The following is a 25,362-nucleotide window of genomic DNA, read 5'->3' on the forward strand; positions in this document are numbered from 1 at the left end:
TACTCTCTCGGGCTCAGACTGCATTGGCTTTTCAGGTCAAGTTCTTTCCGTGGCCGCTCGCAATTGCGGGTGCCCCATTCTTATAGCCAAGTGCCGAATGCCCATATCAATGGCGCAGTCTCATCGCGACATGAACGGGCCATTCGCGCGAGGCGCGAACCGCCCTGCCTCGGCGGAGTTCTTTGACTGGAGCCTCGGCGTTGAGCCTGGCTCGATGTCAGTGTCGCCGTACATGTGGGTAACCCCTTCTTTTTTGTGCAAAATATTCAAAAGAGATGATTTAGGTCTGGACTTCGGGCGCACTCTAATTGCCAAACAGGAGAAAGCCCAATGAAAATCGATTTGGGTGCTCGCCAAAATATTGAAAACAGGTTATTTGATGGATCAATAAGCAAGCCCCGGCGTGTGCCGGGGCTTGCTTTTGTTGACCTGCTTCTATTGTAGAAGATCGGAGCATGGCAATGCGCACTTTCAGGCGGTTTATCTCTGTCCTGCAAGTGATCTGGATCGTTGTAGGTAGGGATTTCGAGATCGTCTTTCGCGGGTTTGGGCGCTTGACAGGAGATGGGAGGGTTTTCGCGCGAATGTCCCGCCGTGCCGTGAGGCTGCATGAGATGGGGAATAGATCGGGCGTTTCGCCCTGCGGGCTCCACTCCTGGCCTTCGGCAGAGCGGTGGGCCGCTTCGCGGGTGATTGTTTCGGCACCCTTCGACTGCACTCAGGGCAGGCTCTGAAGCTGTGCCCTTAACGAGGCGGGTTGAAATCTTGTCGATGTGGCGAGATCCGTTTTCTTCGGCGCTCTCCTGAGCGGAGCGCATCGGCGCACAGTCGAGGATTTGTGTTCGGGAATTTCACGCTGGAATGAAGAGACCGCAGATCCTTCAACTGCGCTTCTCGCGATGGATCTGCGAGAAGCTTCGCTCGGGATGACACGTATGTAGAGAACGTGAACGCGCATCCCTTCGCTAGAAAACTCTATCCCTGTATCGGGGCCGTCACAATGCTCTCGGATTGAGAAGGGTTCGAGCTTCGCTCGAATGCCCACTCATGCGATGAGCTGCATGAATGGGCCACCCGATGTACAGGTGAGATTTTCTGTATGGGCTACCCGCCGGGGTGAGCGTTGTCACGGACCTGTCGCAGTCATGTCTTTCTCTATGGACTCGGCGATGGAAGGTGAGATGACGGAGATCCTCTTGTAAAGCAACGCACCTCGGATTTTGGTCGAGAGATCCCATGTCTCAGAATCGAGACATGGGGCACCCGGCACCCGGCCGCTTCCGCTTGCTTGTTCGGTCTTCTTCGACTCCGCTCGGCAGGTTCTGAAGCCGTGCCATTAGGCAAGGCGGTTCGGGTTTTGTTGGAATAATCCCACATTCTCAAAACGAGAGGGTGGGGCACCCGGCTCGTGACGTCAGGCCACAGACTTGAGGCCTGGCGCATCTGATGCAGGGGACTCAAAGATGCAGGACGGTTGGGAATGGTGGAATGCACGGAGGTGTCGCGTGCCGGAGTGTAGGCGTGTGCGCGGCAGACTGGTTCGGAGTGTGGTGGCGTGGCGTGCTCGCTCGGTTGCCGCGGCGGTGATGCTCGTTTCCGTGGCCTGTGGGTTTGCGCAGGAGTTGACTCTTAGTCCGACACGGCCCACGGTGGCGAATGGAGCGACGATTCAAAGCAAGGGCGTGCTGCAGGTGGAGGCGGGCTACGATGCCTATCCGCAGAGCGTGCCCGGAAATCAGCAGACGGTGGACACGCTGGTGACGTATGCGCCGTTGGATCGCCTTCGGCTGGACATGCTTTGGTCGGCCTTCAATCATCAGCAGGAGGATGAGGACGTGACCTATGGCAAGGACGGGGACCTGGATGTGATTGCGAACGGCTCGCTGGTGCAGTCGGACTGCCAGACGAGGGCGGGATGCAGCTATGGTGGGCAGCAGTCGTTTGCGGTGAGCTATCACGTGAATAAGCAGACGCGGCTGTATGCGGAGGTCTTCGGGCAGAACGTGTCGCAGTCGAACACGCCGCCGGGGACGTACGTGTTTGGCGGGTTCTATCGCCAGCTGGGCGAGGCGTTCGGGATCGATGGCGGAATGCGGTTCGGCGTGAGCGACCACTCTGCGAGTGTGGGTTCGACGATCGGACTGGTGTTTGGGCGGCGGCTTCGGGGTGATGGTGGGGCGAAGTGATGACCCGAGTGCTTCAGGGGCTAAAGCCCCCTTCACTTTTGGAGATCTTTCGGCACGGCTGAAGCCGTGCCCGTAAGCGAGGCGGTTCGAGCTTCGCTCGAATGAACCCACTCATGCGATCTACAGGTTAGGTTTTATGTATGGCCCCCCGGCCCCCACCAAACCCTATCAAGTTGAGTTAAACTTCAGTTGCTTTTCATGTGTTCCGGATAAAAGGTGACTTGGACTGCAGTCCTAACTGTAGCGGGTGTTCCATGGATAAGAAATGGACGATACTTATATTGCTTTACAGCGTCGAGAGCTGCGCTTCTCAGCATCTCAGGACCTCCTAGAGCAACGACTTCGGTGACGTCACCGTTTTCATTGATTTCCGCTCCAACGACAACAGTACCGGCAACATGTGCGGCTCTGGCAATAGGTGGATACGGAACATCGACGCGATTAAGGAGATGTCCTTTTCCTTCTTTGACACTTACAGTGGGCGGTTTGGATACGGATGAACTCGTAGATTGACTTTGAGCTACCAGCTCAGGTTTTGTCTGTCCTTCAACGTCAGCTGAAACGAAGAAATTACATAGCGAAAGGACAATAACCGCCGTTTTGCAAATAGCCTTCACTCACGTTTCTCCCAAGAATAATCAAATTGAATGTTCTTCGAGTCTGAGTTTTACATGTCCTAAACACCCAAGTCGTGCAGAATTTTCCGGTTCACTTGTTCTAATAGCGTTAGCTAGCCTGCACGGCACGCTTTTCGCGTTTGTGTTTACCTCGGTTCCGGTGTGTCTTTTGGGAGTTGTGGTGCTGGTTGTGTCGGCTTGGAAATAGGTTCGAGCCTTGCTCGAATAATCCCACATCTCAGAATCGAGATGTGGGGCACCCGGCGTGGTGATGCTGTGGGGAAGTAATGACCCGAAGCCTCCAGGGGCTAAAGCCCCTTCACTTTGGAGATCCTTCGACACAGCTGAAGCCGTGCCCTTAAGCAAGGCGGTTCGAGCTTCGCTCGAATGATCCCACTCATGGGATGAAACCGCATGAATGGGGCACCCTCAGGATAGGTTGAGATTTATGTATGGGCCACCCGCCCAAGGCGGTAGATTTGAACCCACCGATAATATTGGACCCGGTGTAGCTGCGGCAGGTGCAGCTAGCACATTCGGTACTCATGCACAGTGCATGGGGGCTGCCGTCGGTCGCTAAAGATTTGAGGAATATACGTGTATGACCTTGCCAAAACACCCTCGCGTAGAACCAAAACGAAATATCTTGACCATGTGGATCAGCTTCGGACCTGAACTAAGCGCTACGCAGAGAATCGGTTTTACATTATTTTATTTGTGCTTGCTACCTTGCGGCTTACTGTTATTAGTAAGTGCCACGGACTCATGGAGGCAGGGGAATTTTCTCGGTACATTGATATGGGCAATACTAGGAATATTCTTAAGTAGCGTCAGCGTCGCCGGCTTAGTCAACGTCATCCGATTTCCCAAGGCCAGGGGATAATTAGAAGGTATGCCGCTCTAGGATGAAAAGCGATTTCTCACGGCAAAGAACGGGATGCCGAATCAGGGCTCGACTACTTCGGGGCTAGATCGTATGTAAGTACGATAGGGCTCTTCATGTCGACGGATGAGCCGTTCTACAGCGGCCAACTCAACAACCCGCAAGACCTCAACCTGTACTCGTATGTTCACAACAATCCGCCCTCGAACGCATAAAAAGGCCGCGATTGCTCGCGGCCTTTAGCTGTTGCTGAGTTGATGTGGGGTTAGACCTCTTTGACTCCGTCGACGAATGCCTTCAGCTTGCGGCTGCGGCTTGGGTGGCGGAGTTTGCGCAGGGCTTTGGCTTCGATCTGGCGGATTCGCTTGCGGGTGACCTGGAAGGACTGGCCGACCTCTTCGAGCGTGTGTTCTGATCCGTCTTTGAGCTGAGCGCGTTTTGTCTTTATCGCGAAGGGATTTTCTTGGCTCAGCTTACGGCAGGGAAGAACGCCGCATCTATTCAGTTCTTTTAGCTCCGCAATTGCGCAGCCCACTCTGGCACAGGTTCGTTCCAATGTAGATTGCCTTTGCTTCCGAAAGCTACCAGAACGTAGCCACTCTCACTGGAGTTATCCAGAACAACGGCAAGGTCTGCGTCGGGCAAAAGCTTTTTCATGTTCTTCAGAGTGCGTGGAAAGCGTCGCCTCTGAACCTCTTCAGGAACATCGTGTCCGCCCTTTTCGACGCGGGCCTTCACGCGTTCTATGTTGATCTCCACGGAGGATGTACCGACAAAAACCACCATGATGCTGAACCCAGCCGCTTTGGCGCGGGAAGCCATTCGTAGATAGGTGTTCCCGGAGAGCGTTGTCTCGACGGTGAAACTCTGGCGGCTCGCGATCAGTTCTTCGGCCAGCAGAAGAACTCGCCTTCCGGCCTCCATGTCAGAGTGATTGGGAGTGATGGTCTCCTGCAGAGACTTGACGATCGCGTCCGGATCAAGCACCGGGGCCTGTTGAAAGATCTCTCGCGCAGACGATGTGAGCGTACTTTTACCGCTTCCATTGGGGCCGGCGATGATCGTCAGGACCGGTGTGCTCAAGCGGCGTCGCTCTTAGCCTTGGCTTCTTCAGCCTTCTCTTCGCGAACCCAATCGAGCTTACGGCGTTCCCACTTCACGCCTTCGCGGCCAGCTTTCACAAGAGTCTCAGCGAACTTCTTGATATCGAACTTCTCAACATCGATAGGAGCGGCCATGGCAAAATCGTACTCCTCAGACTCGCCTCTCTACAACAGATTGCTTGCTGTCGCTTGCCAATAGCCAGCTGCCTCTCACGGCAAGAAAAGGCCGCGACTGCTCGCGGCCTTTGTGGTGTTGCTGGATTGATGTTATTCGTTAGACTTCTTTAACTCCATCCACAAATGCCTTCAGCTTGCGGCTGCGTGATGGGTGGCGGAGTTTGCGCAGGGCTTTGGCTTCGATCTGGCGGATGCGCTCGCGGGTGACCTGGAAGGACTGGCCGACCTCTTCGAGCGTGTGCTCGCTCCCGTCTTCGAGGCCGAAGCGCATCTTGATGACGCGCTCTTCGCGCGGCGTCAGGGTGCGGAGGACCTGCGAGGTGTACTCCTTGAGGTTGACGCTGATGACGGCGTCAGACGGGCTGACCGCCATGCGGTCCTCGATGAAGTCTCCAAGGTGCGAGTCTTCCTCTTCTCCGATGGGGGTCTCGAGCGAGATTGGCTCCTGGGCGATCTTGAGGACCTTGCGGACCTTCGCGACTGGGATGTCCATGCGTCGGGCTATTTCTTCCGAAGACGCTTCGCGGCCAAGCTCCTGCACCAGTTGCCTGGAGGTGCGGATGAGCTTGTTGATGGTCTCGATCATGTGCACCGGGATACGGATGGTGCGGGCCTGGTCCGCGATGGCGCGGGTGATAGCCTGCCGGATCCACCAAGTGGCGTAGGTCGAGAATTTGTAACCGCGACGGTACTCGAACTTGTCGACCGCCTTCATCAGGCCGATGTTGCCCTCCTGAATGAGGTCGAGGAACTGGAGGCCGCGGTTGGTGTATTTCTTCGCGATCGAGACGACGAGGCGAAGGTTGGCCTCGATGAGCTCGCGCTTGGCGCGCTCGGCGTCCATGTCGCCCTGGATCATCTCGCGCTGGGTGCGCTTGAGGTCGGCGATGGAGATTCCGGCGTCCTTTTCAAGCTGCTCGAGGTCGACGCGGCAGTTCTTCTGCTGGCGCTTGTACTCCTTGCGCAGCTCTTCGGACTTGGAGGCCTCGTGCTTGGTGTCGAGGGTCTTGATCTGGCGCTCGAGGGTGCGCATGGAATCGACAGTCTTATTGACCTTGTCGAGCAGGCGCTTCTTCTCGGCGTTGGTGTACTTGAGCTCGCGAACGACGCGATTGATGTAGACGTGCTCGCGGCCGATGAGCCAGCGGGTCTTGCGCTGGTACTTCGTCTTAGCCTTCGCGTCCTTTACATCCTTGGCGTCGGGGTTGGCGAGCTTTTCCTCGAACTGCGCGATCTTCTTCTGGTGCTTGAGAATGACGTCGATGCGGCCGACGGTCTGCTTGACGCGGGCCTGCAGGATCTCTTCGGTGAGCTCTTCTTCATCGAAGGTGACGACTTCCTTGATATTGCGAACGCCGCGGCGCAGGTCGTCGCCGAGGGCGACGATCTCGCGAATGACGATGGGGGAACGCGAGATGGCCTTCATGACGCGGAGCTGTCCGCGCTCGATGCGCTTGGCGATCTCGACCTCGCCCTCACGGGTGAGCAGAGGGACGGTTCCCATCTCGCGCAGGTACATGCGGACGGGGTCGTTGGTCTTTTCCAGTTGTCCAGGGGAGAGGTCGAGCTCTACATCCTCTCCTTCTTCACCGGCCTCCGGCTCGTACTTGTCTCGGTCCCGGTCGAACTTGTCGCCGGAGAGGACGTCGATGCCCTGGGTGTTGATAGTGGTCAACAGGTCGTCGAGATCGTCAGGGGAGGTGATGTCGCCCGGCAGCAGGTCGTTGACCTCGCCGTAGGTCAGATATCCCTTCTCCTTGCCGGTTTCAATGAGCTTGTCTTCTATATCGTCTTCGTACTTGTCGATTTCTTCAGCCACGAGGGTGCGCGCTCCTGCGAATATTTTCTTTTGGTTGGGATGCCGCTCAGGCGAGGTTCTGTGGTCTCTGGGCGGAGCTATCCCTGGGTTATTTCCGTGGTGTCAGGGAGCAGGTAGCGGTAAAGACCGCTTTGGCCAGCCGGACCTGCAGAGAGGTCAGGGCATTCGAGGGCACACTTCCCCAGCGAATCACAGGATACCACAGTAATTTAGACGTCTCAGGAGGAAAAAAGATTCGGGGGCGGTGTCCGAAGAGGCTCTCCGCGGGCTCCTCCCTGGTGGGAGGGACAGCGGCGGAGGTGGATATCTGTTCCATTAGAGCCGTAGTCGTGTCCGCAGTGACTACAACGAAGGTGGTAGATGGTCTGGCCGGGGAAGCTCTCGGAGGGGAAACCGGTGCGGGCGACGACTTTCTGGCCGTGTTTATTGGTGTAGCCGGGGTCTGTGGTCTTGTGGCGAGGCATAAGTGCTTTGGAGAGTTTAAAGCCTCAGAGAGGCTCCGTGTGAGAGCGGAACCATGCGGCTAACTGATCTTCGCTGAGAGTCCCTTCAGCGAGATGGAGAAAGGTGAAGTAGGTCTCTTCTCTTGAGGCTTCGACCTCCCAACCATTCATGAACAGAAAGGTAAACGAGACAACCAAAGCGGTGCGTTTGTTACCGTCGAGAAATGCGTGGTTGCGAGCGATACCGAAGGCATAGGATGCCGCTAGCCGGAAGATGTCCGGATTCTCGCTGTAGGCAAACACGTTATGCGGCTTTGCCAGTGCTGAATCAAGCAAACTTTCATCGCGGATGCCAGAGGCTCCGCCATGCTCTGCGAGTTGCTCGTTGTGCATGGCGAGAACACCATTTTTGCTGATCCATCGAGGTTCGGTCACTACTCAGCAAGCCGACGGAGGACATCGCGATTCTTCCGCATAACGTGGCGCGCGGCCTCCATCTCCTCCGCAAAGTTCTGATCGTAAGGAGTCAGTTCCATCCCATTGACGGTCTCGTTGAAATAGACCTGGTCTCCTTTTTCGAGATGCAATTTCGCCATAACTTCTCTCGGAAGAATAATGCCAACAGAATTCCCGATGGCGATGATCTTCGCTGTAGCGGCCATAAGGTACCTCCGTCCAAAAATTATAACATTTGTTATAACTTGGCTTAGTGGGATCAATCGATTTCAGCGACTATGTGGTCCGGATCGTTTGGTCTCCAACGGACTATGCATTGTTTTTTCGTGAGAAGATGCGCCTGCAATTGCGCGTCGGCGAGGAGCTTGGGAATCTGGGAGATCGTCGTCCATTGCTCGCGAACTTCACCATCGACGGAATATCTTGCCTGAACCTCTACTTCGTAGAGCATCGCTCCGCCGAATTGTGAAAATCCGTGGACGGCGAGACGGATGCGAGTGCCTTCAATGGTTGCGAGGGCACTTGACCACTCCTGCTCTCGGCGAATCTGTTGGCGATGCTTGTTGTACAGAAGCCCTGCGAGGCAGATGATGCCTAGCGAAACGTATGCGGCAAGTTTGGCTAAACTCTGCCAGTCACTCCGCCTCTTCGGGAGGAGCGAGTGCAAAGCAGCTGGATTTGATAGGTGACGCGGCATCGCACGCTCATATTATCGGACCGCAGATCTTTCCACTGCCCTCTCGCGGCGAGGCCGCCGCGAGAGGCTACGCGTAAGTGCTACCGATTACTTTCGGCAGACGGGATTGTTGGCTTTCGGCACGGCGAAGAAGGTGATGCTGGTGGGGGCCAGCATGGCCTGACCGGCGGGAGTCGGGGTTACGGGGAGCACGGGGAGGTTGCCTTTGCTGTCGAGGGCCAGATCTACCCCGTTGAGAGAGACCTGGGTGCTGGTGAGGTTGTCGGAGGTGAGTACGAAGCGCTCCGACGCCATCGGGAGGTCGATCTCGTGGGAGGCGTTGCGGTCGGCGTTGATGGCGAGGATGGCGACTCCGCCGGGCTGGTTGCGGAGGCAATGGGCGTAGAGGTAGACGGGAGGCTTCGAGGCACCCGCATCGAGGACAGTGGTTCCCATCAGGCGTCTCCAGAGCAGGGCGGCCCAATAGTCGGGCCTGGGGGTGAGGGTGTCTTCGTCGAGCAGAGCGTAGTCGCTGGCAGCGAGGGTATTGTGCGCTACGACCTGGACTTTGCGGCGGGCGAGGGCGCCCAGCTGGTTGAGATAGCGGAAGGTGTCGATGAAGGTGGAGGCCCAAGGGTCGCCGCCGCAGGCTGCCTCTGCGGTTTCCGTGAGCCAGAGGGGTTTGCCGGGGAGGTACTGATCGCGAAGCTGGGCGTAGAACTGCTCATCGCGGTCAGTGCGGGAGAGCCAGGCGTCGGTGAGAGCGGTGTCGACGGTGTCTTCGGAGCGCTGGCCGGGACGCTGGCAGCGCTGGGAGACTCCGCCGTAGAAGTGGTAGGAGAAGGCATCAAGTCCCTGGGTTCCGGCGGCGTCGAGCAGGTCAGTGGTCTTGAGCAGGGTGAGCCCGATGGGGGGTGAGGAGGAGAAGCCGAGCTCTCCGACGGAGCCGGGGCCGAGGACGGTCATCTTTGGTGCGGTCTTCGAGATGTAGGCGTAGAAGGCATTGTAGTCGCGTCCGTAAGCTGCAGCGTCGTAGCCTTTGGGGACGTTGCTGATGGAGGCGAAGGTGGGCTCGTTGAACATCTCCGCGGCGGCGATGGACCCTCCGTGGCTGCGGGTAAAAGCGAGGATCTTCCTGGCCTCGACGGGCGTCCAGACGTCGTTGGAGTCCCGCACGCCGGTGCTGACCGCGAAGGAGCTTATGAGCCTGGCGTCTACGGCTTTAGAGAAGTTGAGGACGCCGCTCCACTGCTGGCGGGTGAGGACACCTCCGAAGCCTGCGGGAGGTTTTTCAGGGACCGGAGCATCGGAGTCGTGGAAGTAGGTGGAGTTGGCCCAGGTTCCGCTGACACGGACGTAAGCAGGCGAGAGGGCGGCGGCGAGTTTGCGAAGCCTGGGATTGGAGAGATCGATAGGCGCGCGGTAACGGTAGAGGGATGGGTCCATCCCCGCGGGTACAGAGGCGGCCGAGGGTTCGTCCTGCCGGGCTTTGCCCTGCTGCTTGTAGGGCGCCCAGAAACGGCCGCCGGTAACCTCAACCATCTCAATGTTGTAGCTCTGGAACCGCGGGTCGATGGTGCCGATGCGGGGCAGAGTGGAGACGGAGAGGGTCTGTGCGGCCAGAGCCGGTAAAGCAACGGTGGACGCGGCCAGCAGGATGATGCCGCAGATCGCTCTCAACAAAGGATGCCTCCTGGAACTTTCCAGGAGGCAGGTATATCCGTGCCGTAGAAGAGTGTCAACGAGGAAGGCCGGAGGTCAGACTGTCTCCTCGGGCGGATTGACGGGAGCCGATGTCCGGCGCACGCGGGCGAGAAGAGCTGCGGGACGGAGAGACTGCGGATAGTCGGTCATGCTGGCAAGAAACCCTGGGAAGGTGTCATGGGAGAGCCTGAGTGAGGCAGGAAGAACATAGGTGTTCATGACAAGCTCCGACACCAGCAGAGATGCGGCGGCCCAGTAGAGGCCGAAGTGCTTTGCGAATACGTAGGTGACCACGACGGTGATGCTGGTTCCGAAGAGGTACCAGGCTGCGAGCTTCTGGTGCTGGTTGACGGCCGCGAGCAGAGTAGAGCTGGTGGACCAGAGAGAGTACGCGACGACCACCATGAGCAGGATGGAGAGCAGACCGCGGCTTGGGGGAACGTGACCTCCGGTCCAGTGGGTAAGAAACCAGGGTCCAAGTGTCATCATGGTTGCGACGACGATCAGCGCAATGATGAGGCCGAGCTGGCAGGATCGTCGGTGCAGGGTGCGTGTGAGGTTTATGTCGTTGGTTCCAAAGGCGCTCGACATCTCCGGCCAGAAGGTATTGTTGACCATCTGGACCAGCTGCAGGGCGACGCGGGAGACGGTGCGAGCGGTACCGAAGATGACGACAGCGGTAGGGCCGAGGGCGTAGCCGACCGCCATCAGGGTTCCCTGCAGATTGAGAGCGTTGCCGATGGGGAAGGCCATGAAGGCGAACGCCGGAGCCGAGAGGCGGCGAATCTCCGCGAAGCTGGCGTGTTTCCAGCCGTAGCGGATCCACGGGAGATCGTGCCGCACCATCAGGCAGAGCACAATGGTGAGGACAGCATTCGAGGAGGCGAAGACGAGGGCGGTGACACGGGCTCCTCCGCCCAGGCAGACGGGAATGAGCATGATTCCGAATGCGGTGAGCGAGAAGATGCTCTTGATCAGGGAGCCGTAGGGGTAGCGACCGACGCAGCGGTAGGCGGACTGGAGGAGCGCCTCAAGCTGGCCGAGGAGAACGGAGCAACCGAGATAAAAGATGATCCACTTGGTGTCGCTGGCGTCGATGGCGTGCAGCTTGAGCAGACGGGCGGCAGGCGTGTAGTAGAGGGCAAGACCGAGAAGAAGGATGCAGCTGGAGCAGATGATGGTGATGAGCCACCAGCAGCTCTGAAAGACCCGAAGAGCACCTTCGCGGTCGCCGCGGGCGGTCATCATGGTCATCTCATTGCCGGCGACGTTGCCAAAGCCGAAGCTGCTTACGTTCAGGTAGGACGGGATGGCACTGATGATCATCCACTCGCCGTACAACGGGACACTCCAGAAGTGGAGGAAGACCGGAACCTGGACCAGCTGAACGATGGTCGTCGCCAGCTTGCTGATCCAGTTGGAGATAAAGCCGAGGACGAGTCGTCGTTTGGTAGAGGTGTCCATGAGATTCCGATCAGGGGTCTAGCGGCGCGGCAGTGCGCCACGAAGGCGCTGCGCGAAGGGGCGAACGAGATTTTTGCCCCTGTTGAGGATGCTGCGCATGGGGCGCGGGAGGGGACGGCCTTCGGCGAAGGTTTGCAGAAGCTGTTCCGAACCGGTCCGTTCAGCCCATGACTGAAAGAGCGGAACCACGTTGGCGCGCTCTTCGGCAGAGAGCTTGTCCTGGGCCGAGAGGAGATAGCGAAGGAAGTTCTCACGGCTGGACTGGGCGATCCAGGCGGTGTCGGTGAGGCCAGCGCGCTGCGCAGCGAGGGGAAAGACCTCGTAGAACATGCGCTGCTCGTCGCGGATCCACATGCCGAGGCGTTTGCGAAACTTGTCGCCGTCGTGGCCGACACGATAGCCGCTGATCAGCTCGTTCTCGTAGATGAAGGAACCGAAGGGAGCAAGCTGGGCGAACATGGGCCAGTCGCCGAAGGATTCCATGCCGAGATGGTAGCCGCCTGATTTATGGAGGGTTTCACGATGTACGGCGAAGGCGGCGAAGCTGGCCTTGGGCCCATGTCTCTGTTCGAAGAGATTGTCGGGCGGAAGAAGTGTGCTCTTGACGCTGAGCAGATACTGCTTGCTGAGGACTTTGCCGTCCTTGTCGATGTTCTCCCAACCGGCGCGAACGAGCACGGCATCGTCGCGACGGGAGGCGCCGCGGACGAGAGTTTCGACGAAGTTGGGGTAGGCGATGTCGTCGCTGGAGAAGAGGGTGATCCAGTCCCCGCTGAGGCAGGAGATGGTGAAGTTCCACTGGCCGCCCACGTTAGAGCCGACCGGGGGTTTGACGCCACGTACCTGGCCGGCATATTTGGCGATGATGTCGGGGGTGTGGTCGGTGCTGAAGTGGTCGGAGATGACGATCTCGTCGGGCGGGCGAGTCTGATTGAGGAGGGAGAGAATGGTCGCCTCAAGGTACTCCGCCTGGTTAAAGGTGGGGATTCCCACAGAGAAGGTCAAGGGTCTGGCCATTGTCTTTGATTGTAACAAGGGCAGGTTACGGAAATGTTTTTGGCGGGTTGAAGCGACGCTTAAGCAAGTTGGCTTGTATCTCTAAAGAAGTGTCCTATTGAGCGGAATCTGCGGGCTTTCTTGGTGTTTGGCGTCAATTTCAGTTGTGGTGGACAAACCGCAGATCCTTCGACTGCGCTTCTCGCGATGAGACTGCGAGAGGCTTCGCTCAGGATGACACCTTCATCAGAACGCAAATACTGAAGCCATTTCCAAATGTTGACACACGCTAGTGCTCGCGGAGCCTGCGATTGTGTTGTGCGAGTTCCTGAGTGAGTGTCGCGTGCATCGAGTCATCCCCGCGGCGACCTGCCTCTGCGATGAGAACTCGAAGCTCTCGTTGACGGCGTTCGAGGTGACGGCGCTCGAGGGTATGGAGAGCGTCTTCTACCTGCTCTGTCAGAGACTTAGGGGTAACGGTGAGATCTTCGACGTCCGGCTGCTGGAGAGCGCGGGCGAGCAAGACGCGCCCTGGCTGGTCAGGGGCGGCATCGAGCGGATTGGCAGGCGGCGGAGCTGACGCCAGGTTCTCCAGAATGGCAGAAGAGGGAAGGCCGTCGTACCAGCCCGGGTTTTCTGAGAGGCGCGTGGAGGCGAGCTGGCGGGCGGAGTCGTCTTCAGGGAGGACGAGAGCGCGAAGCAGGATACGCTCGGTCTCGCTGGCGGGGTCGTGGCTGTGGGAGCGCACACTCTCGACGCGCTGCATGGCGGCCTGGCGGAGCTCCTGCCGGAGGATGGCGGAGTCGATCCCGAGCTTCTGGGCGGCATCGGCGGCGAACTCATCGCGCTGCAGGGCGGAGGGGATGCGCCGGATGTGCGGGAGGAGGAAGTTCATCGCCTTGACCTTGGCGTCGGCGGTGCGTGCGGGGTACTCCTGACGGGCGCGCTCGATGAGGTAGTCCATGTAGCGATGAGAGGAGCGGACTGCCGCGGTGTAGGCCGGAAGGCCGCGCTCGCGGATGTAGCGGTCGGGATCGAGGCCGTCTTCGAGAAGGACGATGCGAACGTCGAAGCCTTCTTCGACGAGCATGGCGCCGGCCTTTTCCGCAGCGGTACGACCGGCGGTGTCGGGATCGAAGTTGAGGATGACCTGCTTGTTGGGAGTGAAGCGCGAGAGCAGGCGGACCTGAGCCTCGGTGAAGGCTGTACCGGAGGTCGCGATGACGTTGCGGATTCCGGCCATGTAGACGGAGATGCAGTCCATCTGGCCTTCGACCAGGAGGGCGAAGCCGAGGTTGCGGATCTCCTGACGCGCCTTGTCGAGATTGAAGAGCACGTGGCCCTTGGTGTAGATGGGGCCTTCGGGCGAGTTCATGTACTTGGCGATGTCGCGGCCCTTTTCATCCTGCGTGTCCAGGGCTCGTCCGGTGAAGGCGATGGTCTTGCCCTGCTCGTTCGCGATGGGGAACATGATGCGTTTGCGGAAGCCGGCATAGAGGGGGCCGGGCGAGCCATCGGCCTGGTCTTTGGATTTGAAGAGACCGCTGGCGCGAAGGATCTCCTCGCTGAAGTGCGGCTTGAGAGCGTTGCGCATGTGGTTGAAGTCGTCAGGCGCGTAGCCGATGCGGAACTTCTGAATGGTCTCAGGCGTGACGCCGCGGGTGGTGAGATATTCGCGTGCGCGTGCGGCCTCGGGCGATTTCAACGCAGCCTCAAAGTATTGCGTGGCTGCCTCGTGGATATCGAGGAGCTGGCGGCGCAGGCCGGCCTCGCGAGCTTCTTCGGGGGAGGAGAACTCGCGTTTGGGGAGCGGGATGCCTGCCTTCTGCGCGACGACGCGGACGGCTTCAGGGAAGGGGATGTTCTCCAGCTTCATGACGAAGGTGAAGACATCACCTTTTTCGTGACAGCCGAAGCAGTAGAAGTAGCCGTGGGTCGCGTTGACGGAGAACGAACCGGTCTTCTCCTTGTGAAAGGGGCAGAGGCCGGTGTAGTTCTGCGCGCCGGTCTTACGCAGCTTGATGTATTCGCCGACGATGCGGACGATGTCGGCCTGCTGCTTGACGGTCTGAGAGAAATTATCGGACACGGAGAGGTACGGTCAGTTTATTCGATTGCGGAACGACTTCGAAAGACGGCCGTGAAACGCCGGCTGGAGAAGATAGTTGCGTGTTGAACGGCAGGTTTCGCACCGGGAACAACAGCGGATTTTTTTTGTGAAGGATGGCGAAAACTAAGCCGGGCGGATCGTGTCTATTGGGTCTGGAGTTTCCTGAGCAGGGGGTTGTGACAGAGCCTGCTCGAGCATTGAACGTTTTGGATGCTGCGTATTTTTTGCAGCTGTTTTGAAGGAGTTCTGGATATGCCTTCGCTAAGGGCCATGAAGATGATTCGCTCGGCTGTTCTGGCGGCCGCAACTGTTGTGCTTCCGGTGGCGGCTTCCGCTTCGGTCAATATTGCAATTGGGGTCTCGGTCAATACGCCTCCTCCTCCGCTGCCGGTGTATGCGCAGCCTGCGTGTCCGGGTGATGGGTACCTGTGGACGCCCGGTTACTGGGCGTGGGGTCCGGCAGGTTATTACTGGGTGCCGGGAGTATGGGTACGGCCGCCTGCCGTGGGCGTGTTGTGGACGCCTGGCTACTGGGGCTGGGGTGGTTCGGCGTATGTCTTTCATGCCGGATATTGGGGACCGCATATCGGCTTCTACGGCGGCGTGAACTATGGCTTCGGTTATACCGGTGTGGGTTATGAGGGCGGTTACTGGAGAGGCAGCGCATTTGCCTATAACCGGTCGGTCAACAACCTGGGCGTGGTGCACGTCACGAACGTCTACAACCGAACGGTCGTCGTGCGGAACGTCGAGCGTGTGAGCTACAACGGAGGCCGCGGAGGCCTGACGGTACGTGCCTCGGACCGGGAGCAGGTCGCATTCAACGAGAGGCACTACCAGCCGACCTCGAACCAGGTAGCGCATGAGCAGGCGATGCGATCCAACCACATGCAGCTGGCCTCGTACAATCACGGACATCCGCAGACGATGGCGGTGTCGAGGGTCGGCGAACGCCAGAACGTGCAGCAGCAGCGGGTTGCAAACGGCGTACGCTCCGGAGAGCTGACCTCGCACGAGACGCGGAGCATCGAGAACAACGAAGCGCGTGTTCACCAGCAGGTTCACAACGAACGCGCGGCTAATGGCGGCCAACTTGACCAGCAGCAGCGTCAGCAGGTCAATCGGGAACAGAACCACGTCAGCAACCAGATCGATCGCGACAAGCATAACGACCGTGAACGCAAATAGGGGTATGACTTGAGAGGAAAGGCCCGGAAGAGATTCCGGGCCTTTTTCTGTCGCCTAGAATGAAGTTGTGAGACCTGAATGTCTGGATCGCATCATGGTGGTGCTGGTCCGAGCTCGAAACTCGAACAACATTGGCGCTGCCGCGCGGGCGATGCACGACTTTGGATTCCGCCATCTACGGGTGGTGAGCGAGTATCTGCCTCCGCTCGAAGAGGCGCGTTCGGCGGTCGATGCTTCTGAGGTTATCGCTGGAGCGAGGGTATTTCAGTCGGTTGCAGAAGCGGTCTCCGATTGCACCCTGGTGGTAGGAACGACGGCAGTTGGAGAGCGGGCGCTGGAGCACCCGCTCCACGCGCTGGCTGAGGCGGGAGAGAAGATTCTTGCCGAGGCTGGAGGTTCGTCCTCGCGTGTTGCCCTGCTGTTTGGCTCGGAGAAGACGGGGCTGAGCAATGAAGAACTGAGCCACTGCCAATGGCTGCTGACGATCCCGATGTACGAGCACGAGGAGATGCGTCACCCTTCGATGAACCTTGGGCAGGCGGTCGCGGTATGCCTGTATGAGCTGGTGCGGAGCAAGGAAAGCCACATCGATGGGCCGACAAGAGAGGCAGCGCGCGCCGATGAGGTGGAGCGCTTTCTTCAGCTGTTCCGGCAGGTGCTTGAGGAGACGGGGTACATCAGGAGGTTTCCGGCGAACTCCCGCGAAGCACAGCTGCGTCAGCTGGTGCTGCGGATGGGGATCACGACGGAGGATGTGCCGGTGTGGATGGGCGTCATGCGGCAGATGCTCTGGAAGATGGAGCAGGGCCGGAAGTGATGGTGAAGCGCGAACTGTGTTTTGTGAACCGATATGCATGTCATAAAAAGCGAGGCCAAAGAATGTCGTCAGGAAAGATTCGGTTTGCGTCGGTAGCCCTGTCCGTGTCGCTGGGAGTGACGGGCTTCGCGCAGGAGGCCAGACAGCTGACCCAGGCGGATTATGCCCGCGCTGAAAGCTTTATGAACTACAACGTGAACCCGCTGGTCTACCACAGTGTGGAGCACCCGATCTGGATGGGAGATGGACGCTTCTGGTATCGGGATCATGGGCCGGAGGGTGCGACCTATTTCGTTGTGGATCCAGCGAAAAAGACCAAAGCGCCGGCCTTCGATCACGCGAAGCTGGCGAACGCGCTGAATGCCGCGACTGCCGCTTCGACATCGGATACGAAGAAGACGCTAACGGCGACCACCCTGAATCTCTCGGAGCTATCTCTTGCAGACGGAGACAAGGTGGTAACGCTAACGACGGAGGGCCGGCGATGGCGGTGTGATCTGAGTGGAGCAGGTGTTTGTACCCCGGCAGATACACCGACAAGCGCAACTGCGGTCGCTGCACCACGACGGGAAGAGTCGCCGCATCCAGCGGAGCTGTCTCCCGATGGTACGAAGGCGGTGTTTATCCGCGACTGGAACCTGTGGATGCGAGAGATGGCTACAGGGAAAGAGACGCAGCTGACCAAGGACGGCGTGAAGGACTTCGGCTATGCGACCGATAACGCGGGATGGCAACACAGCGATCGACCCGTTGTGTTGTGGTCTCCGGATTCCAGGAAGATTGCTACCTTTCAGCAGGACCAGCGCAAGGTCGGTGAGATGTACCTGGTTCCGGTGACCAACGGACACCCCAAGCTGGAGGCATGGAAGTATCCGCTGGTTGGCGACAAGAACGTAACCCTGATTGAGCGAGTGGTGATCGATGTCGACAAGCACAAGGTGATTCGATTGAAGCTTCCGCCGGACCAGCATCGTTCGACGATCTGCGACGATGTCAGCTGCAACGGCGGATGGGACGATGTGCAGTGGAGCGAGGACAGCAGGCAGCTGGCCTTCGTTTCGACTTCACGCGATCACAAGCAGGAGTGGCTTCGCGTGGCCGATGCGCAGAACGGCAAGGTGCGAGAGGTTATGACGGAGACTGCTCCCAGGTTTTTCGAGAGCGGTAATGATCGTGTGAACTGGAAGTATCTCTGGGGCACCGATGAGGTGCTGTGGTTCAGTGAGCGGGACGGCTGGGGACAGATGTATCTGTACGACGGCAAGACCGGAAAGCTGAAGAATCAGATCACCCAGGGCGAAGGGAACGTAACGCAAGTGCTGCTGGTGAACGCAGCTGAGAGGGTGTTGTACTTCGTCGGCGTAGGCAAGGAGAAGCAGCGCGATCCTTACTTCCGCCACTATTACAGCATCCACTTCGACGGCAGCGGAATGAAGCTGCTGACGCCGGAGGATGAAGATCACGGGATTACGGCGTCGCCGGATGGCAGGTACTTCGTCGACGTAGCCTCTACGCCGACTCTCCCGCAGACCAGTATTGTGCGGGATGCTGATGGGGGCCTCGTGATGGATGTCGCGAAGCAGGACATCACGAAGCTTGTCGCAACGGGATGGGCTCCGCTGACGCCGATCACGGTGAAGGCTCGCGATGGAAAGACGGATCTTTACGGATTTATGTTCAAGCCTACGAACTTCGATGGGTCGAAGAAGTATCCGATCGTGAACAACGTCTATCCCGGTCCGCAGACGGGATCGTGCGGCAGCCGCAGCTTTACAGCCGCGCATCGTGACATGCAGTCGCTGGCAGAGCTGGGATTCGTGGTGGTGTGCATCGATGGCATGGGAACTCCATGGCGTTCGAAGGCATTTCACGAGTTCTACTATGGCAACCTTGGGGATAACACGATTCCCGACCAGGTTGCGGGCATGAAGGAGCTTGGAGCGCGGTATCCGTGGATCGATCTGGATCGCGCGGGCATCTATGGTCACTCGGGAGGAGGGAACGCAACGGCTGCGGCGTTGTTCAACTATCCCGATTTCTTTAAGGTCGGCATTGCGGAGAGCGGCAATCACGATCAACGCGATTATGAGGATGACTGGGCGGAGAAGTGGGCTGGACTGGAGGTCATCAATCCTGATGGGACCAGCAACTATGACAGCCAGGCGAACCAGAACATCGCAAAGAACCTGAAAGGTCATCTGCTGCTGGCGCATGGGACGATGGACGACAACGTTCCGATGAACAACACGCTGCTGGTAGTGGATGCACTGATCAAGGCAAACAAGGACTTTGATCTGCTGCTGATTCCCAATGCGCACCATGGGTACGGATCGGCTACGCCTTACATGACAAGGAGGCGATGGGACTACTTCGTTCGTTATCTTGCGGGAGAGACGCCTCCGCATGAGTACGAGATGAAGCCGTGGGATAAAGAGCAGGAGGTCCTGCACGGTCCTGCTCAATAGGACAGGTTTCTGCAGCGCTGTAAAAACCAAAGCCCCGACATCGGTCGGGGCTTTGCATATCGAGTGTTGAAGAGGGCCGAAGCTATTGTGCAGGAGCGGGCGCAGCGGGAGATGTGCCGCCGCTGATCCGTCCGACCTTCCACCCTTCGTTGGTCTCGATGAGCGTAGCGGTGCCAGACTGGGTCCCGCTGAGGTTCTGGCGAATCTGCGGGTAGGCATTCTTTGTCTCTTCTGCCGCTGCCCATGCAGGCGCATCCGCCACGGTGTAGTGATACACAACCTGAGTCGTCGCTCCGCGCTCATCGGTGGTGGGTGTAGAGCTATCGATGCTGGTGACCTTGCGATGGCCGTAGCAGAAGTTGCCGAAGCCAGGCTGGTCGACGTCTGCAACCCAGGCGCCACGCCCTTTGTCAGAGATGTCGTAGTTGTTTACCTGCTTGCTGGCCACAATCATCACCTTTTTCTCTGCGGTGGTGCGGGTCAACAGGCCCTGGTCGACAAGCGCGTCGTAGCCAGCGGTCTTGCTGTCATCTGATGTATTGGCCTGGGTCGGGAACTTCATGGACGAGTCCCACAGGCAGACGGGATGTGCGCTGTAGTAGGCGTTGATCGCATCGGTGAAGTGCATGGTGTTGTCGGTGTGCTTGTTGCATCCGATGCTCAACGAAAGTGTCGCCGCTACGGCGGTTGCAGCCCACAGAGGCCGAAGATTTCCTGGGTTTCTCATTCGTACACGCTCCTCAATAGGAGTGGGATGCAGAACTGAGCGAAGACGTCTTTCAGCATGACGGGCAAAGACATGTTTTTACACACTGGGCAGACCAGAGATGCCGATTTAACGATGCTGGAGCGACTGCGCGATCAGAGGCAGCGCATCAGGAGTAATGCCCTGTTGACGCAGGGTGCGGATTGCAAGGGCATCGTGACGTTTCGCCAACCTGACGCCGTTCTCATCGCGCAGAAGCCGCGTGTGAAAGTATGCAGGCGATTGCAGATTGAGGGAGGACTGCAATAGAAGCTGGCGTGCAGTGGACTTCAGCAGATCCTCGCCGCGAACGACTTCGGTTACTGCCATAGCTGCATCGTCGACTACGCAGGCGAGCTGATAGCTCGGAAGGCCATCTTTCCGCCAGACAAGAAAGTCTCCGAAGTCCACGCCAGGGATGAAGTTCTGACGGCCGAGATTGCGATCGGTGAAGCGAATGGTTTCTCCATCCGGCACGCGAAAGCGGTAGTTGACGCCCGGTTCGATGACGGTGGAGGAGGCATTCTCAAGGGCGCGGCAGCGCCCTGCGTACAGAGGCTCGTCGTCCATCTCTTCATGTGGTGCCTGTACCATCTGCGCGAGGTCGCGACGGCTGCAGGTGCAGGGGTAAGCATGCCCGCTGGCGAGGAGCAGCGCGAGAGCTTCGCGGTAGAGCGCGATGCGTTGGGATTGAACGATCATCGGTGGAGCCCAGCTGATCCCCAACCAGGCGAGATCTTCGATCATAGCTTCGACGTACTCCTGCCTGGAGCGTTGGGGATCAAGATCTTCGTTACGCAGCAGTAACACTCCATGGTGTTCCCGCGCACGCTGCCACGCAGCCCAAAACGTTGCGGCGTGGCCGAGATGGAGCAGACCGGTTGGAGAAGGAGCCAGGCGTCCGATGTAGTTGACGGTCACACCATGAGGGTATCGTAACCGCGGGGTCTCGCCTGAGCGATGGAAGTCCCCGGCGATACATGGGGAACTGCTGTGGTAAGCCACCTAAACTACGCATCCGCCTGAGGTAAGCGCGCGGCGGATGGGTCATGGCAGGACGCGAGAGCTTCGCCGTGAATCCGTCAGAGAAGATGCCGGAGGGTGGTAACGATTCTTCTGCTTGACGCGATGCCGGGGGCGGTCGATAAATAAATGGATTGGCGGAATGGCCTGGGTTCATGCAATGCCCCGGACTTCCGAAACATGGGGGAGGCTTGTCATGGCTGTACTGTGTCCGGAATGCGATAACCCGATCGAGATTGACAACGAACTCGACGCAGGAGAGACGGTTGAATGTGGGGAGTGCGGTGCGGAGCTCGAGGTGGTTTCTACGGAGCCACTGGAGCTGGCTCTCGTCGAGCCCGCCGGCTACGATGACGAAGATTTAGCGAGTTTACCGGGCGAAGAGGATGAATGACTTCGCCTCGAGTAAAGGCGATCCGTATACTAGGATGATGAAAGGTTTTAAGCTGCTTCCCTCTTCGTTTGGCAAAGCTGCCCTCGCCTTCTCGCTGGTCTGCGCCTCCGGGATTGTTCCCACCACCTTTACCCTTTCCGCTGTCGCGCAGCAACGCGGCCCCGTGCAGCGAATTGTCGAGGGGAAGGTTACGAACGGTTCCTCCGGAGTTGTAAAGGGAGCAGTCGTTTATCTGAAGAACGGCCAGTCGGTAAAGAGCTTCATCGCGAATGATCAAGGGCAGTATCGCTTTGGCCAGCTGGCTCAGAATACCGACTACGAGATATGGGCTGAAGAAGACGGTAAAAAGAGCAGCGTAAAAACCATCAGCTCCTTCGACAGTAAAAATCACTTCTATATCGACCTGAAGATCGATACCGGTAAGTAACACTTCTGTCCAGATTTGCCCCATCGCTGAAAAGGAAACGAGGACTGCGTTTGCAGTCCTCGTTTTGTCTCTGGGGGAGTCCAATTTAGAAGACATAGGACACCTTGAGCTGAATCTGCCGGGCAGATTGGAAGAGCGCGGGCAAGCCATATCTGTTCGATAAGGTCTTTAGTTGAGGCACTGCATTGCCAGGGCCTCCTCCTGCGCTGTTGCTGACGGCTATGTAGTCCCAGCCTGATGTGAGGGACTTGTAGTCGTACGTGGTGGGATTAGACCGGTCGGTTGGAAATGTAGCAGTGGTGATGGGCAGGTTATAGATGGAAGTGACCGCATGCTGGTTGAGCAGGTTGAAGAAGTTGACTTCGCCTCCCAGCCTGCGGTTTTCGTGATCCCGGCTGATCTTTACATAGTGGGTGAGGTTGAGACTGGTTTGCGTATAGGCGGGAGTGCGTTTGTCATGCGTGATGCTGTCCAGAACCAGGTCACCACCGGAGGCTCGATGCAGATTGACGAAGTTGCCCTGATCCTCCACGAACTGGCAGCTGGAGGTTGAGGTTAGAGTTGGCCAGCAGGTTGAGACAGGAGTTCCCTGGAAGATGGACTGCGAGAGGCCGACGGTGGATTCGCCATGGAACCAGCTCTGCCGGTAGGCGCCAAAGAGCTGGAAGGCATTGGGGCGATCGGTTGGGAGAGGACCGCTGAATGGCTTGCCATGCGATGTGAACTGCATCTGAGGCTGATCGAAGGAGCGGTTGTTGTTGGGGCTTTGACGACCGCCGTTGCCGTCGGTGATGTTGGTGCTGGTGAGGCCGGGATAGTTCCCCCGGAGCCTGCTGTAGGTGTAAAAGGCATTAACGAACCACTTGCTGCCTAGTGTCTTCGTGACCCGTAGCTCGAGACCGTCATAGTTACGAGTTGCTTTGGGCTGGATGGGGCAGGACGAGCAGAGAGGCGTGGTGAGGCCGTCAGCATAGAGCGGACGGTGCAGCAGATCGCCGTACCCGGGGCCGGGATTTCCGATATAGAAGCCGAGAGCATCACTCGCGCCGATGTCTTCGATCGTGTTGTCGAGACGATTGCGTGCATAGCGAGCACTGAACGATAGGGATGGTGTGATGGCCCAATCGGTTCCCACAATTACTTCGTGCTTCTTCATGGGTTTTACGTTGGGATCGACGCCTGGGTCCTGCGGGTTGATGACGCTCTTGCGAAGGTCCAGATTCTCGATGAAGGTGCCCACGTTGACGCCGGGCGCGGGCCCGGAGGAGGGACAGCCATGTTTGTCGGGGGACGTGGGGAGAATCTTGTTGTAGTCATAGTCGTCCCAGGCGTACGCGCACTGGTGCCAGTACTGTCCGCCGAAGGAGCCTGAGGGCAGGGAGTATTTGATGATGTCGTAGAACCAGCCAAAGCTGGCGTAGGCCTTCAGTTTTCCGTTGTGGAGGACATCGTAGGCGCCTCCGATACGGGGAGCCACCTTATCGCCGAAGCCGAAGCGAATGCTGGATGCGCCGGGATTGTAGGGCGGCAGATACTCTGAATCGAAACGAACGCCCGCGTTGATCGTAAGGCCGGTGTGGGCCACCTGCCAGCCATCCTGGAAGTAGAAGGCTGAGTTGTTGCCTCGGGCGATTCCGGCGTTCTCCACACCATCATTGACGATGAAGTAGCCGTAGTTGCCGCGGCAGTGATTGCCGTTGGTCGGCCCATACTTTGCCACGTTGGCGGCGATGACGGCGTCGCAGGCAGAAGCACTGGTTCCGACGGGATAATCGGCGCCGTAGTAGAGCTGTACCTGTGCCGTGTTGTATCCGCTGAGGACGTCATTGATGACGTTGACGCGGGAGTATCCTCCTTTGAAGCTGTGGGACCCAACCCAGCCATTCTTCAGATACGAGGCGTCAACATTGAGCTGTTTACGGCTGAATTTGTTGTAGAGATTCTGCAGATTGCTCTGAATGTTCGAGAAGGGTGTGGACTGGAAGAACGCCGCGGGCACACCTGCCTGTGAGAAGGTCTGACCGGAGAGGGTTGTGGTTCCGGCCTTGCTCGGCGTATCGGCGACGGCGCTGGTCTGGTAGAGATACTGAATTCCTGTGGGTTTGCCGCGACCTCCTGAGTTGGAATACGTGTAACCGTACCGGGCGGACAGGAGCAGATTCGACGTAATGACGTAGTCACCGCCGAAGACGTATACGGAGGCTGGATTTACTGTTCCTGTGTCTGCACGGAAGCTCGTAGGATCGCTACCGGCGCTTGCGTTCACCTGGCCATTCTTGCTGTCCGGTTGAGGGAGCGTGTTGCCGATCACGCGAGCGAAGGAGTTCTCCCATCCCGCGAAGAGTGTGAGTTTGCTGAAAGGTGCATAGTCAAGCCGAGCGAACGCATAGTCCGTATCCTGCGTCGTATAAAAGTCCCTCGGGCCGGGACTGACCTTGGTGAAGTTTACGGTGCGCCGAGCGCGGTAGTACTGGGGAACGAAGCTGGCGAAGAGCGAGAGCTTGTCGGCGAGGAGAGGACCGCCAAGGGTGAAGCCAGGTTCGACGATCTTGTAGTGGTCCTGTTTCGCTATGTAGTACTGAGCGGCTCCATCGGTACGCTTCCCGGAGTTTGCGGGCGTGTTGGGATCGAGACGAAGGCCGCACATGGCCGTATAGCTAAAGGCGCACTGATCATTGGCATTCAACGCGCTGGAGCGGTAGTAGGTGAAGATGCTGCCGTGCCAGTTATTGAGGCCGCGTTGGCTGATGACATTGATAACGCCTCCCATCGCGCCACCGAATTCGGCTTCGAAGCTCGAACTCTTGACTGAGACCTCCTGAACAAATTCGGTTGGCACGTTGAAACCACCTGTACCTCCCGGCCCTGTGCCGGAGCCGCCACCCTGGATCCCGGTGATGTTGACGCCTTCCAGCAAATAGATATTTTCGGCATCGCTGGCTCCGTCGATCTGATAGCCGTTGGTGCGTGCACCATTCAGCAAGGGAGAGATAGTTGCGCCCGTGGCGTTCGGAGCCAGACTCTGCAAGGGCTCCTGCCGGGCGCCTGGCGCAAAGGCAATCACGGACTGGAAGGACCGGCCCTTGGGTATCTCCTGAAGGACTTCGTTGCTGATGGTGGTTTCGACCTTGCTCTGCGTGACGTCGACCATCGCGACCGACGAGCTGACGTCGATCACAGCCTCGGTGCCTGCAGCGGTCAGGGTGATGTTCAGCGTAGGCAGATCGCCGGCAGCTAATGTCAGGTTTGTCGCCTTTGCCGTCATTCCGGCACCGCTGACGGTGAGGACATAGGTTCCAGGGGGGAGCGCGTTGACACGATAGACACCGTGCGAATCGGTCCTGGTGACCACCGGCCGCATAAGGCTGGTGCCAGTAGCGGTAACTGTGGCGTTCGGTACGATGGCGCCTATCGGGTCCGTAACCACTCCCTGAACTGCTGCGGTGGTTTCCTGGGCCGGAGCCTTGATAAGGGATGCGGGGAAGAGAAACAGTGACAGACAAACGATTGTCGAGAATCGTCGACGCAGTCCTGCTAAAGTTTTCATCATTTCGTATGGCCTCTCGGAGTCGATCTACAAAGCGAAAAGTTTGTACGACCGGGTACTTCCTGGTCCCGATTTACAGGGGCACGCCTTCACCGCAGAGATGAGCGGGGGCATACAGACAC

The 25,362-nt window shown here is 58.3% G+C and carries 22 protein-coding genes and 1 pseudogene; 7 read left to right on the forward strand and 16 right to left on the reverse strand.

What is annotated here, in order from left to right; genetic code table 11:
• Positions 1–1,505: 1,505 nt before the first annotated feature.
• Positions 1,506–2,186, forward strand: a complete 681-nt coding sequence (locus JAO29_RS11245) for a hypothetical protein (protein ID WP_334268313.1) — start codon at positions 1,506–1,508, stop codon at positions 2,184–2,186.
• Between the two features lie 185 nt (positions 2,187–2,371).
• Here JAO29_RS11245 and JAO29_RS11250 read toward each other — a convergent pair whose 3' ends face one another.
• Positions 2,372–2,803, reverse strand: coding sequence for an energy transducer TonB (locus tag JAO29_RS11250; RefSeq protein WP_334268314.1), 432 nt, complete (start codon positions 2,801–2,803; stop codon positions 2,372–2,374).
• Between the two features lie 915 nt (positions 2,804–3,718).
• Between JAO29_RS11250 and JAO29_RS23520 the strand changes: the two genes are divergently transcribed.
• Positions 3,719–3,901, forward strand: a complete 183-nt coding sequence (locus JAO29_RS23520) for an RHS repeat-associated core domain-containing protein (RefSeq protein WP_442886374.1) — start codon at positions 3,719–3,721, stop codon at positions 3,899–3,901.
• A 50-nt stretch (positions 3,902–3,951) separates the two neighbouring features.
• On the opposite strand, the pseudogene JAO29_RS11255 reads toward JAO29_RS23520, so the two are convergent.
• The 12 genes and pseudogenes from JAO29_RS11255 to dnaG all read right to left on the reverse strand — a co-directional run.
• Positions 3,952–4,122, reverse strand: a pseudogene (locus JAO29_RS11255) (sigma factor-like helix-turn-helix DNA-binding protein); the annotation flags it as partial.
• A 74-nt stretch (positions 4,123–4,196) separates the two neighbouring features.
• Positions 4,197–4,769, reverse strand: a complete 573-nt coding sequence (locus JAO29_RS11260; RefSeq protein ID WP_334268315.1) for a zeta toxin family protein — start codon at positions 4,767–4,769, stop codon at positions 4,197–4,199.
• Entirely contained in the window at positions 4,766–4,924 is a 159-nt protein-coding gene (locus JAO29_RS11265) for a hypothetical protein (protein WP_334268316.1), read from the reverse strand. Before JAO29_RS11265 ends, JAO29_RS11260 begins: the two co-directional genes overlap by 4 nt.
• Before the next feature lie 139 nt (positions 4,925–5,063).
• Positions 5,064–6,785, reverse strand: coding sequence for an RNA polymerase sigma factor RpoD (rpoD, locus tag JAO29_RS11270; protein ID WP_334268317.1), 1,722 nt, complete (start codon positions 6,783–6,785; stop codon positions 5,064–5,066).
• Positions 6,786–7,003: 218 nt separating this feature from the next.
• Positions 7,004–7,249 carry a hypothetical protein gene (locus tag JAO29_RS11275; protein ID WP_334268318.1) on the reverse strand — a complete coding sequence of 82 codons (246 nt, stop codon included), beginning with the start codon at positions 7,247–7,249 and terminating at the stop codon, positions 7,004–7,006.
• A gap of 24 nt (positions 7,250–7,273) precedes the next feature.
• Complete coding sequence (locus JAO29_RS11280; protein WP_334268319.1) at positions 7,274–7,663, reverse strand: type II toxin-antitoxin system death-on-curing family toxin; 390 nt, start codon at positions 7,661–7,663, stop codon at positions 7,274–7,276.
• Complete coding sequence (locus tag JAO29_RS11285) at positions 7,663–7,890, reverse strand: AbrB/MazE/SpoVT family DNA-binding domain-containing protein (RefSeq protein WP_334268320.1); 228 nt, start codon at positions 7,888–7,890, stop codon at positions 7,663–7,665. The genes JAO29_RS11280 and JAO29_RS11285 overlap by 1 nt, the downstream gene beginning before the upstream one ends.
• Before the next feature lie 53 nt (positions 7,891–7,943).
• On the reverse strand, positions 7,944–8,381 hold the full coding sequence (locus tag JAO29_RS11290; protein WP_334268321.1) for a hypothetical protein: 438 nt from the start codon (positions 8,379–8,381) through the stop codon (positions 7,944–7,946).
• A gap of 87 nt (positions 8,382–8,468) precedes the next feature.
• Positions 8,469–10,043 (reverse strand): hypothetical protein, encoded by a 1,575-nt coding sequence (locus JAO29_RS11295; protein ID WP_334268322.1) that lies wholly within the window; start codon positions 10,041–10,043, stop codon positions 8,469–8,471.
• Positions 10,044–10,118: 75 nt separating this feature from the next.
• Positions 10,119–11,528 (reverse strand): lipopolysaccharide biosynthesis protein, encoded by a 1,410-nt coding sequence (locus JAO29_RS11300; RefSeq protein WP_334268323.1) that lies wholly within the window; start codon positions 11,526–11,528, stop codon positions 10,119–10,121.
• A gap of 18 nt (positions 11,529–11,546) precedes the next feature.
• Positions 11,547–12,545, reverse strand: a complete 999-nt coding sequence (locus tag JAO29_RS11305; RefSeq protein WP_334268324.1) for a glycosyltransferase family 2 protein — start codon at positions 12,543–12,545, stop codon at positions 11,547–11,549.
• Positions 12,546–12,813: 268 nt separating this feature from the next.
• Entirely contained in the window at positions 12,814–14,613 is a 1,800-nt protein-coding gene (dnaG, locus tag JAO29_RS11310; protein ID WP_334268325.1) for a DNA primase, read from the reverse strand.
• Positions 14,614–14,886: 273 nt separating this feature from the next.
• Between dnaG and JAO29_RS11315 the strand changes: the two genes are divergently transcribed.
• The 3 genes from JAO29_RS11315 (at position 14,887) to JAO29_RS11325 (ending at position 19,104) form a co-directional block, all read left to right on the forward strand.
• Positions 14,887–15,822, forward strand: coding sequence for a YXWGXW repeat-containing protein (locus tag JAO29_RS11315; RefSeq protein ID WP_334268326.1), 936 nt, complete (start codon positions 14,887–14,889; stop codon positions 15,820–15,822).
• Between the two features lie 67 nt (positions 15,823–15,889).
• Positions 15,890–16,639, forward strand: a complete 750-nt coding sequence (locus tag JAO29_RS11320; RefSeq protein WP_334268327.1) for an RNA methyltransferase — start codon at positions 15,890–15,892, stop codon at positions 16,637–16,639.
• Between the two features lie 62 nt (positions 16,640–16,701).
• Positions 16,702–19,104 (forward strand): S9 family peptidase, encoded by a 2,403-nt coding sequence (locus JAO29_RS11325; RefSeq protein WP_334268328.1) that lies wholly within the window; start codon positions 16,702–16,704, stop codon positions 19,102–19,104.
• 82 nt (positions 19,105–19,186) lie between these two features.
• On the opposite strand, the gene JAO29_RS11330 is transcribed toward JAO29_RS11325, so the two are convergent.
• Positions 19,187–19,831: a hypothetical protein gene (locus tag JAO29_RS11330; RefSeq protein ID WP_334268329.1), complete on the reverse strand. Its 645-nt coding sequence runs from the start codon at positions 19,829–19,831 to the stop codon at positions 19,187–19,189.
• Positions 19,832–19,939: 108 nt separating this feature from the next.
• Positions 19,940–20,854 carry a tRNA glutamyl-Q(34) synthetase GluQRS gene (gene gluQRS / locus JAO29_RS11335; protein WP_334268330.1) on the reverse strand — a complete coding sequence of 305 codons (915 nt, stop codon included), beginning with the start codon at positions 20,852–20,854 and terminating at the stop codon, positions 19,940–19,942.
• 214 nt (positions 20,855–21,068) lie between these two features.
• Between gluQRS and JAO29_RS11340 the strand changes: the two genes are divergently transcribed.
• Together JAO29_RS11340 and JAO29_RS11345 are read left to right on the forward strand one after the other, a co-directional pair.
• Positions 21,069–21,266 (forward strand): hypothetical protein, encoded by a 198-nt coding sequence (locus JAO29_RS11340; RefSeq protein WP_334268331.1) that lies wholly within the window; start codon positions 21,069–21,071, stop codon positions 21,264–21,266.
• A gap of 34 nt (positions 21,267–21,300) precedes the next feature.
• Positions 21,301–21,693, forward strand: coding sequence for a carboxypeptidase-like regulatory domain-containing protein (locus JAO29_RS11345; RefSeq protein ID WP_334268332.1), 393 nt, complete (start codon positions 21,301–21,303; stop codon positions 21,691–21,693).
• Between the two features lie 85 nt (positions 21,694–21,778).
• On the opposite strand, the gene JAO29_RS11350 is transcribed toward JAO29_RS11345, so the two are convergent.
• Positions 21,779–25,243 (reverse strand): carboxypeptidase regulatory-like domain-containing protein, encoded by a 3,465-nt coding sequence (locus JAO29_RS11350; protein WP_334268333.1) that lies wholly within the window; start codon positions 25,241–25,243, stop codon positions 21,779–21,781.
• Positions 25,244–25,362: the final 119 nt, after the last annotated feature.

The organism is Edaphobacter sp. HDX4 (assembly GCF_036877565.1).
GTDB lineage: Bacteria > Acidobacteriota > Terriglobia > Terriglobales > Acidobacteriaceae > Edaphobacter.

What these genes read in the sequence shown, in the direction of transcription:
- JAO29_RS11265 (WP_334268316.1), bottom strand. Translation starts at nt 4,924, where the DNA reads ATGGCCGCTCCTATCGATGTTGAGAAGTTCGATATCAAGAAGTTCGCT.
- JAO29_RS11275 (WP_334268318.1), bottom strand. Translation starts at nt 7,249, where the DNA reads ATGCCTCGCCACAAGACCACAGACCCCGGCTACACCAATAAACACGGC.
- JAO29_RS11285 (WP_334268320.1), bottom strand. Translation starts at nt 7,890, where the DNA reads ATGGCCGCTACAGCGAAGATCATCGCCATCGGGAATTCTGTTGGCATT.
- JAO29_RS11290 (WP_334268321.1), bottom strand. Translation starts at nt 8,381, where the DNA reads ATGCCGCGTCACCTATCAAATCCAGCTGCTTTGCACTCGCTCCTCCCG.
- JAO29_RS11300 (WP_334268323.1), bottom strand. Translation starts at nt 11,528, where the DNA reads ATGGACACCTCTACCAAACGACGACTCGTCCTCGGCTTTATCTCCAAC.
- JAO29_RS11305 (WP_334268324.1), bottom strand. Translation starts at nt 12,545, where the DNA reads ATGGCCAGACCCTTGACCTTCTCTGTGGGAATCCCCACCTTTAACCAG.
- JAO29_RS11315 (WP_334268326.1), top strand. Translation starts at nt 14,887, where the DNA reads ATGCCTTCGCTAAGGGCCATGAAGATGATTCGCTCGGCTGTTCTGGCG.
- JAO29_RS11325 (WP_334268328.1), top strand. Translation starts at nt 16,702, where the DNA reads ATGTCGTCAGGAAAGATTCGGTTTGCGTCGGTAGCCCTGTCCGTGTCG.
- JAO29_RS11330 (WP_334268329.1), bottom strand. Translation starts at nt 19,831, where the DNA reads ATGAGAAACCCAGGAAATCTTCGGCCTCTGTGGGCTGCAACCGCCGTA.
- JAO29_RS11340 (WP_334268331.1), top strand. Translation starts at nt 21,069, where the DNA reads ATGGCTGTACTGTGTCCGGAATGCGATAACCCGATCGAGATTGACAAC.
- JAO29_RS11345 (WP_334268332.1), top strand. Translation starts at nt 21,301, where the DNA reads ATGATGAAAGGTTTTAAGCTGCTTCCCTCTTCGTTTGGCAAAGCTGCC.
- JAO29_RS11350 (WP_334268333.1), bottom strand. Translation starts at nt 25,243, where the DNA reads ATGATGAAAACTTTAGCAGGACTGCGTCGACGATTCTCGACAATCGTT.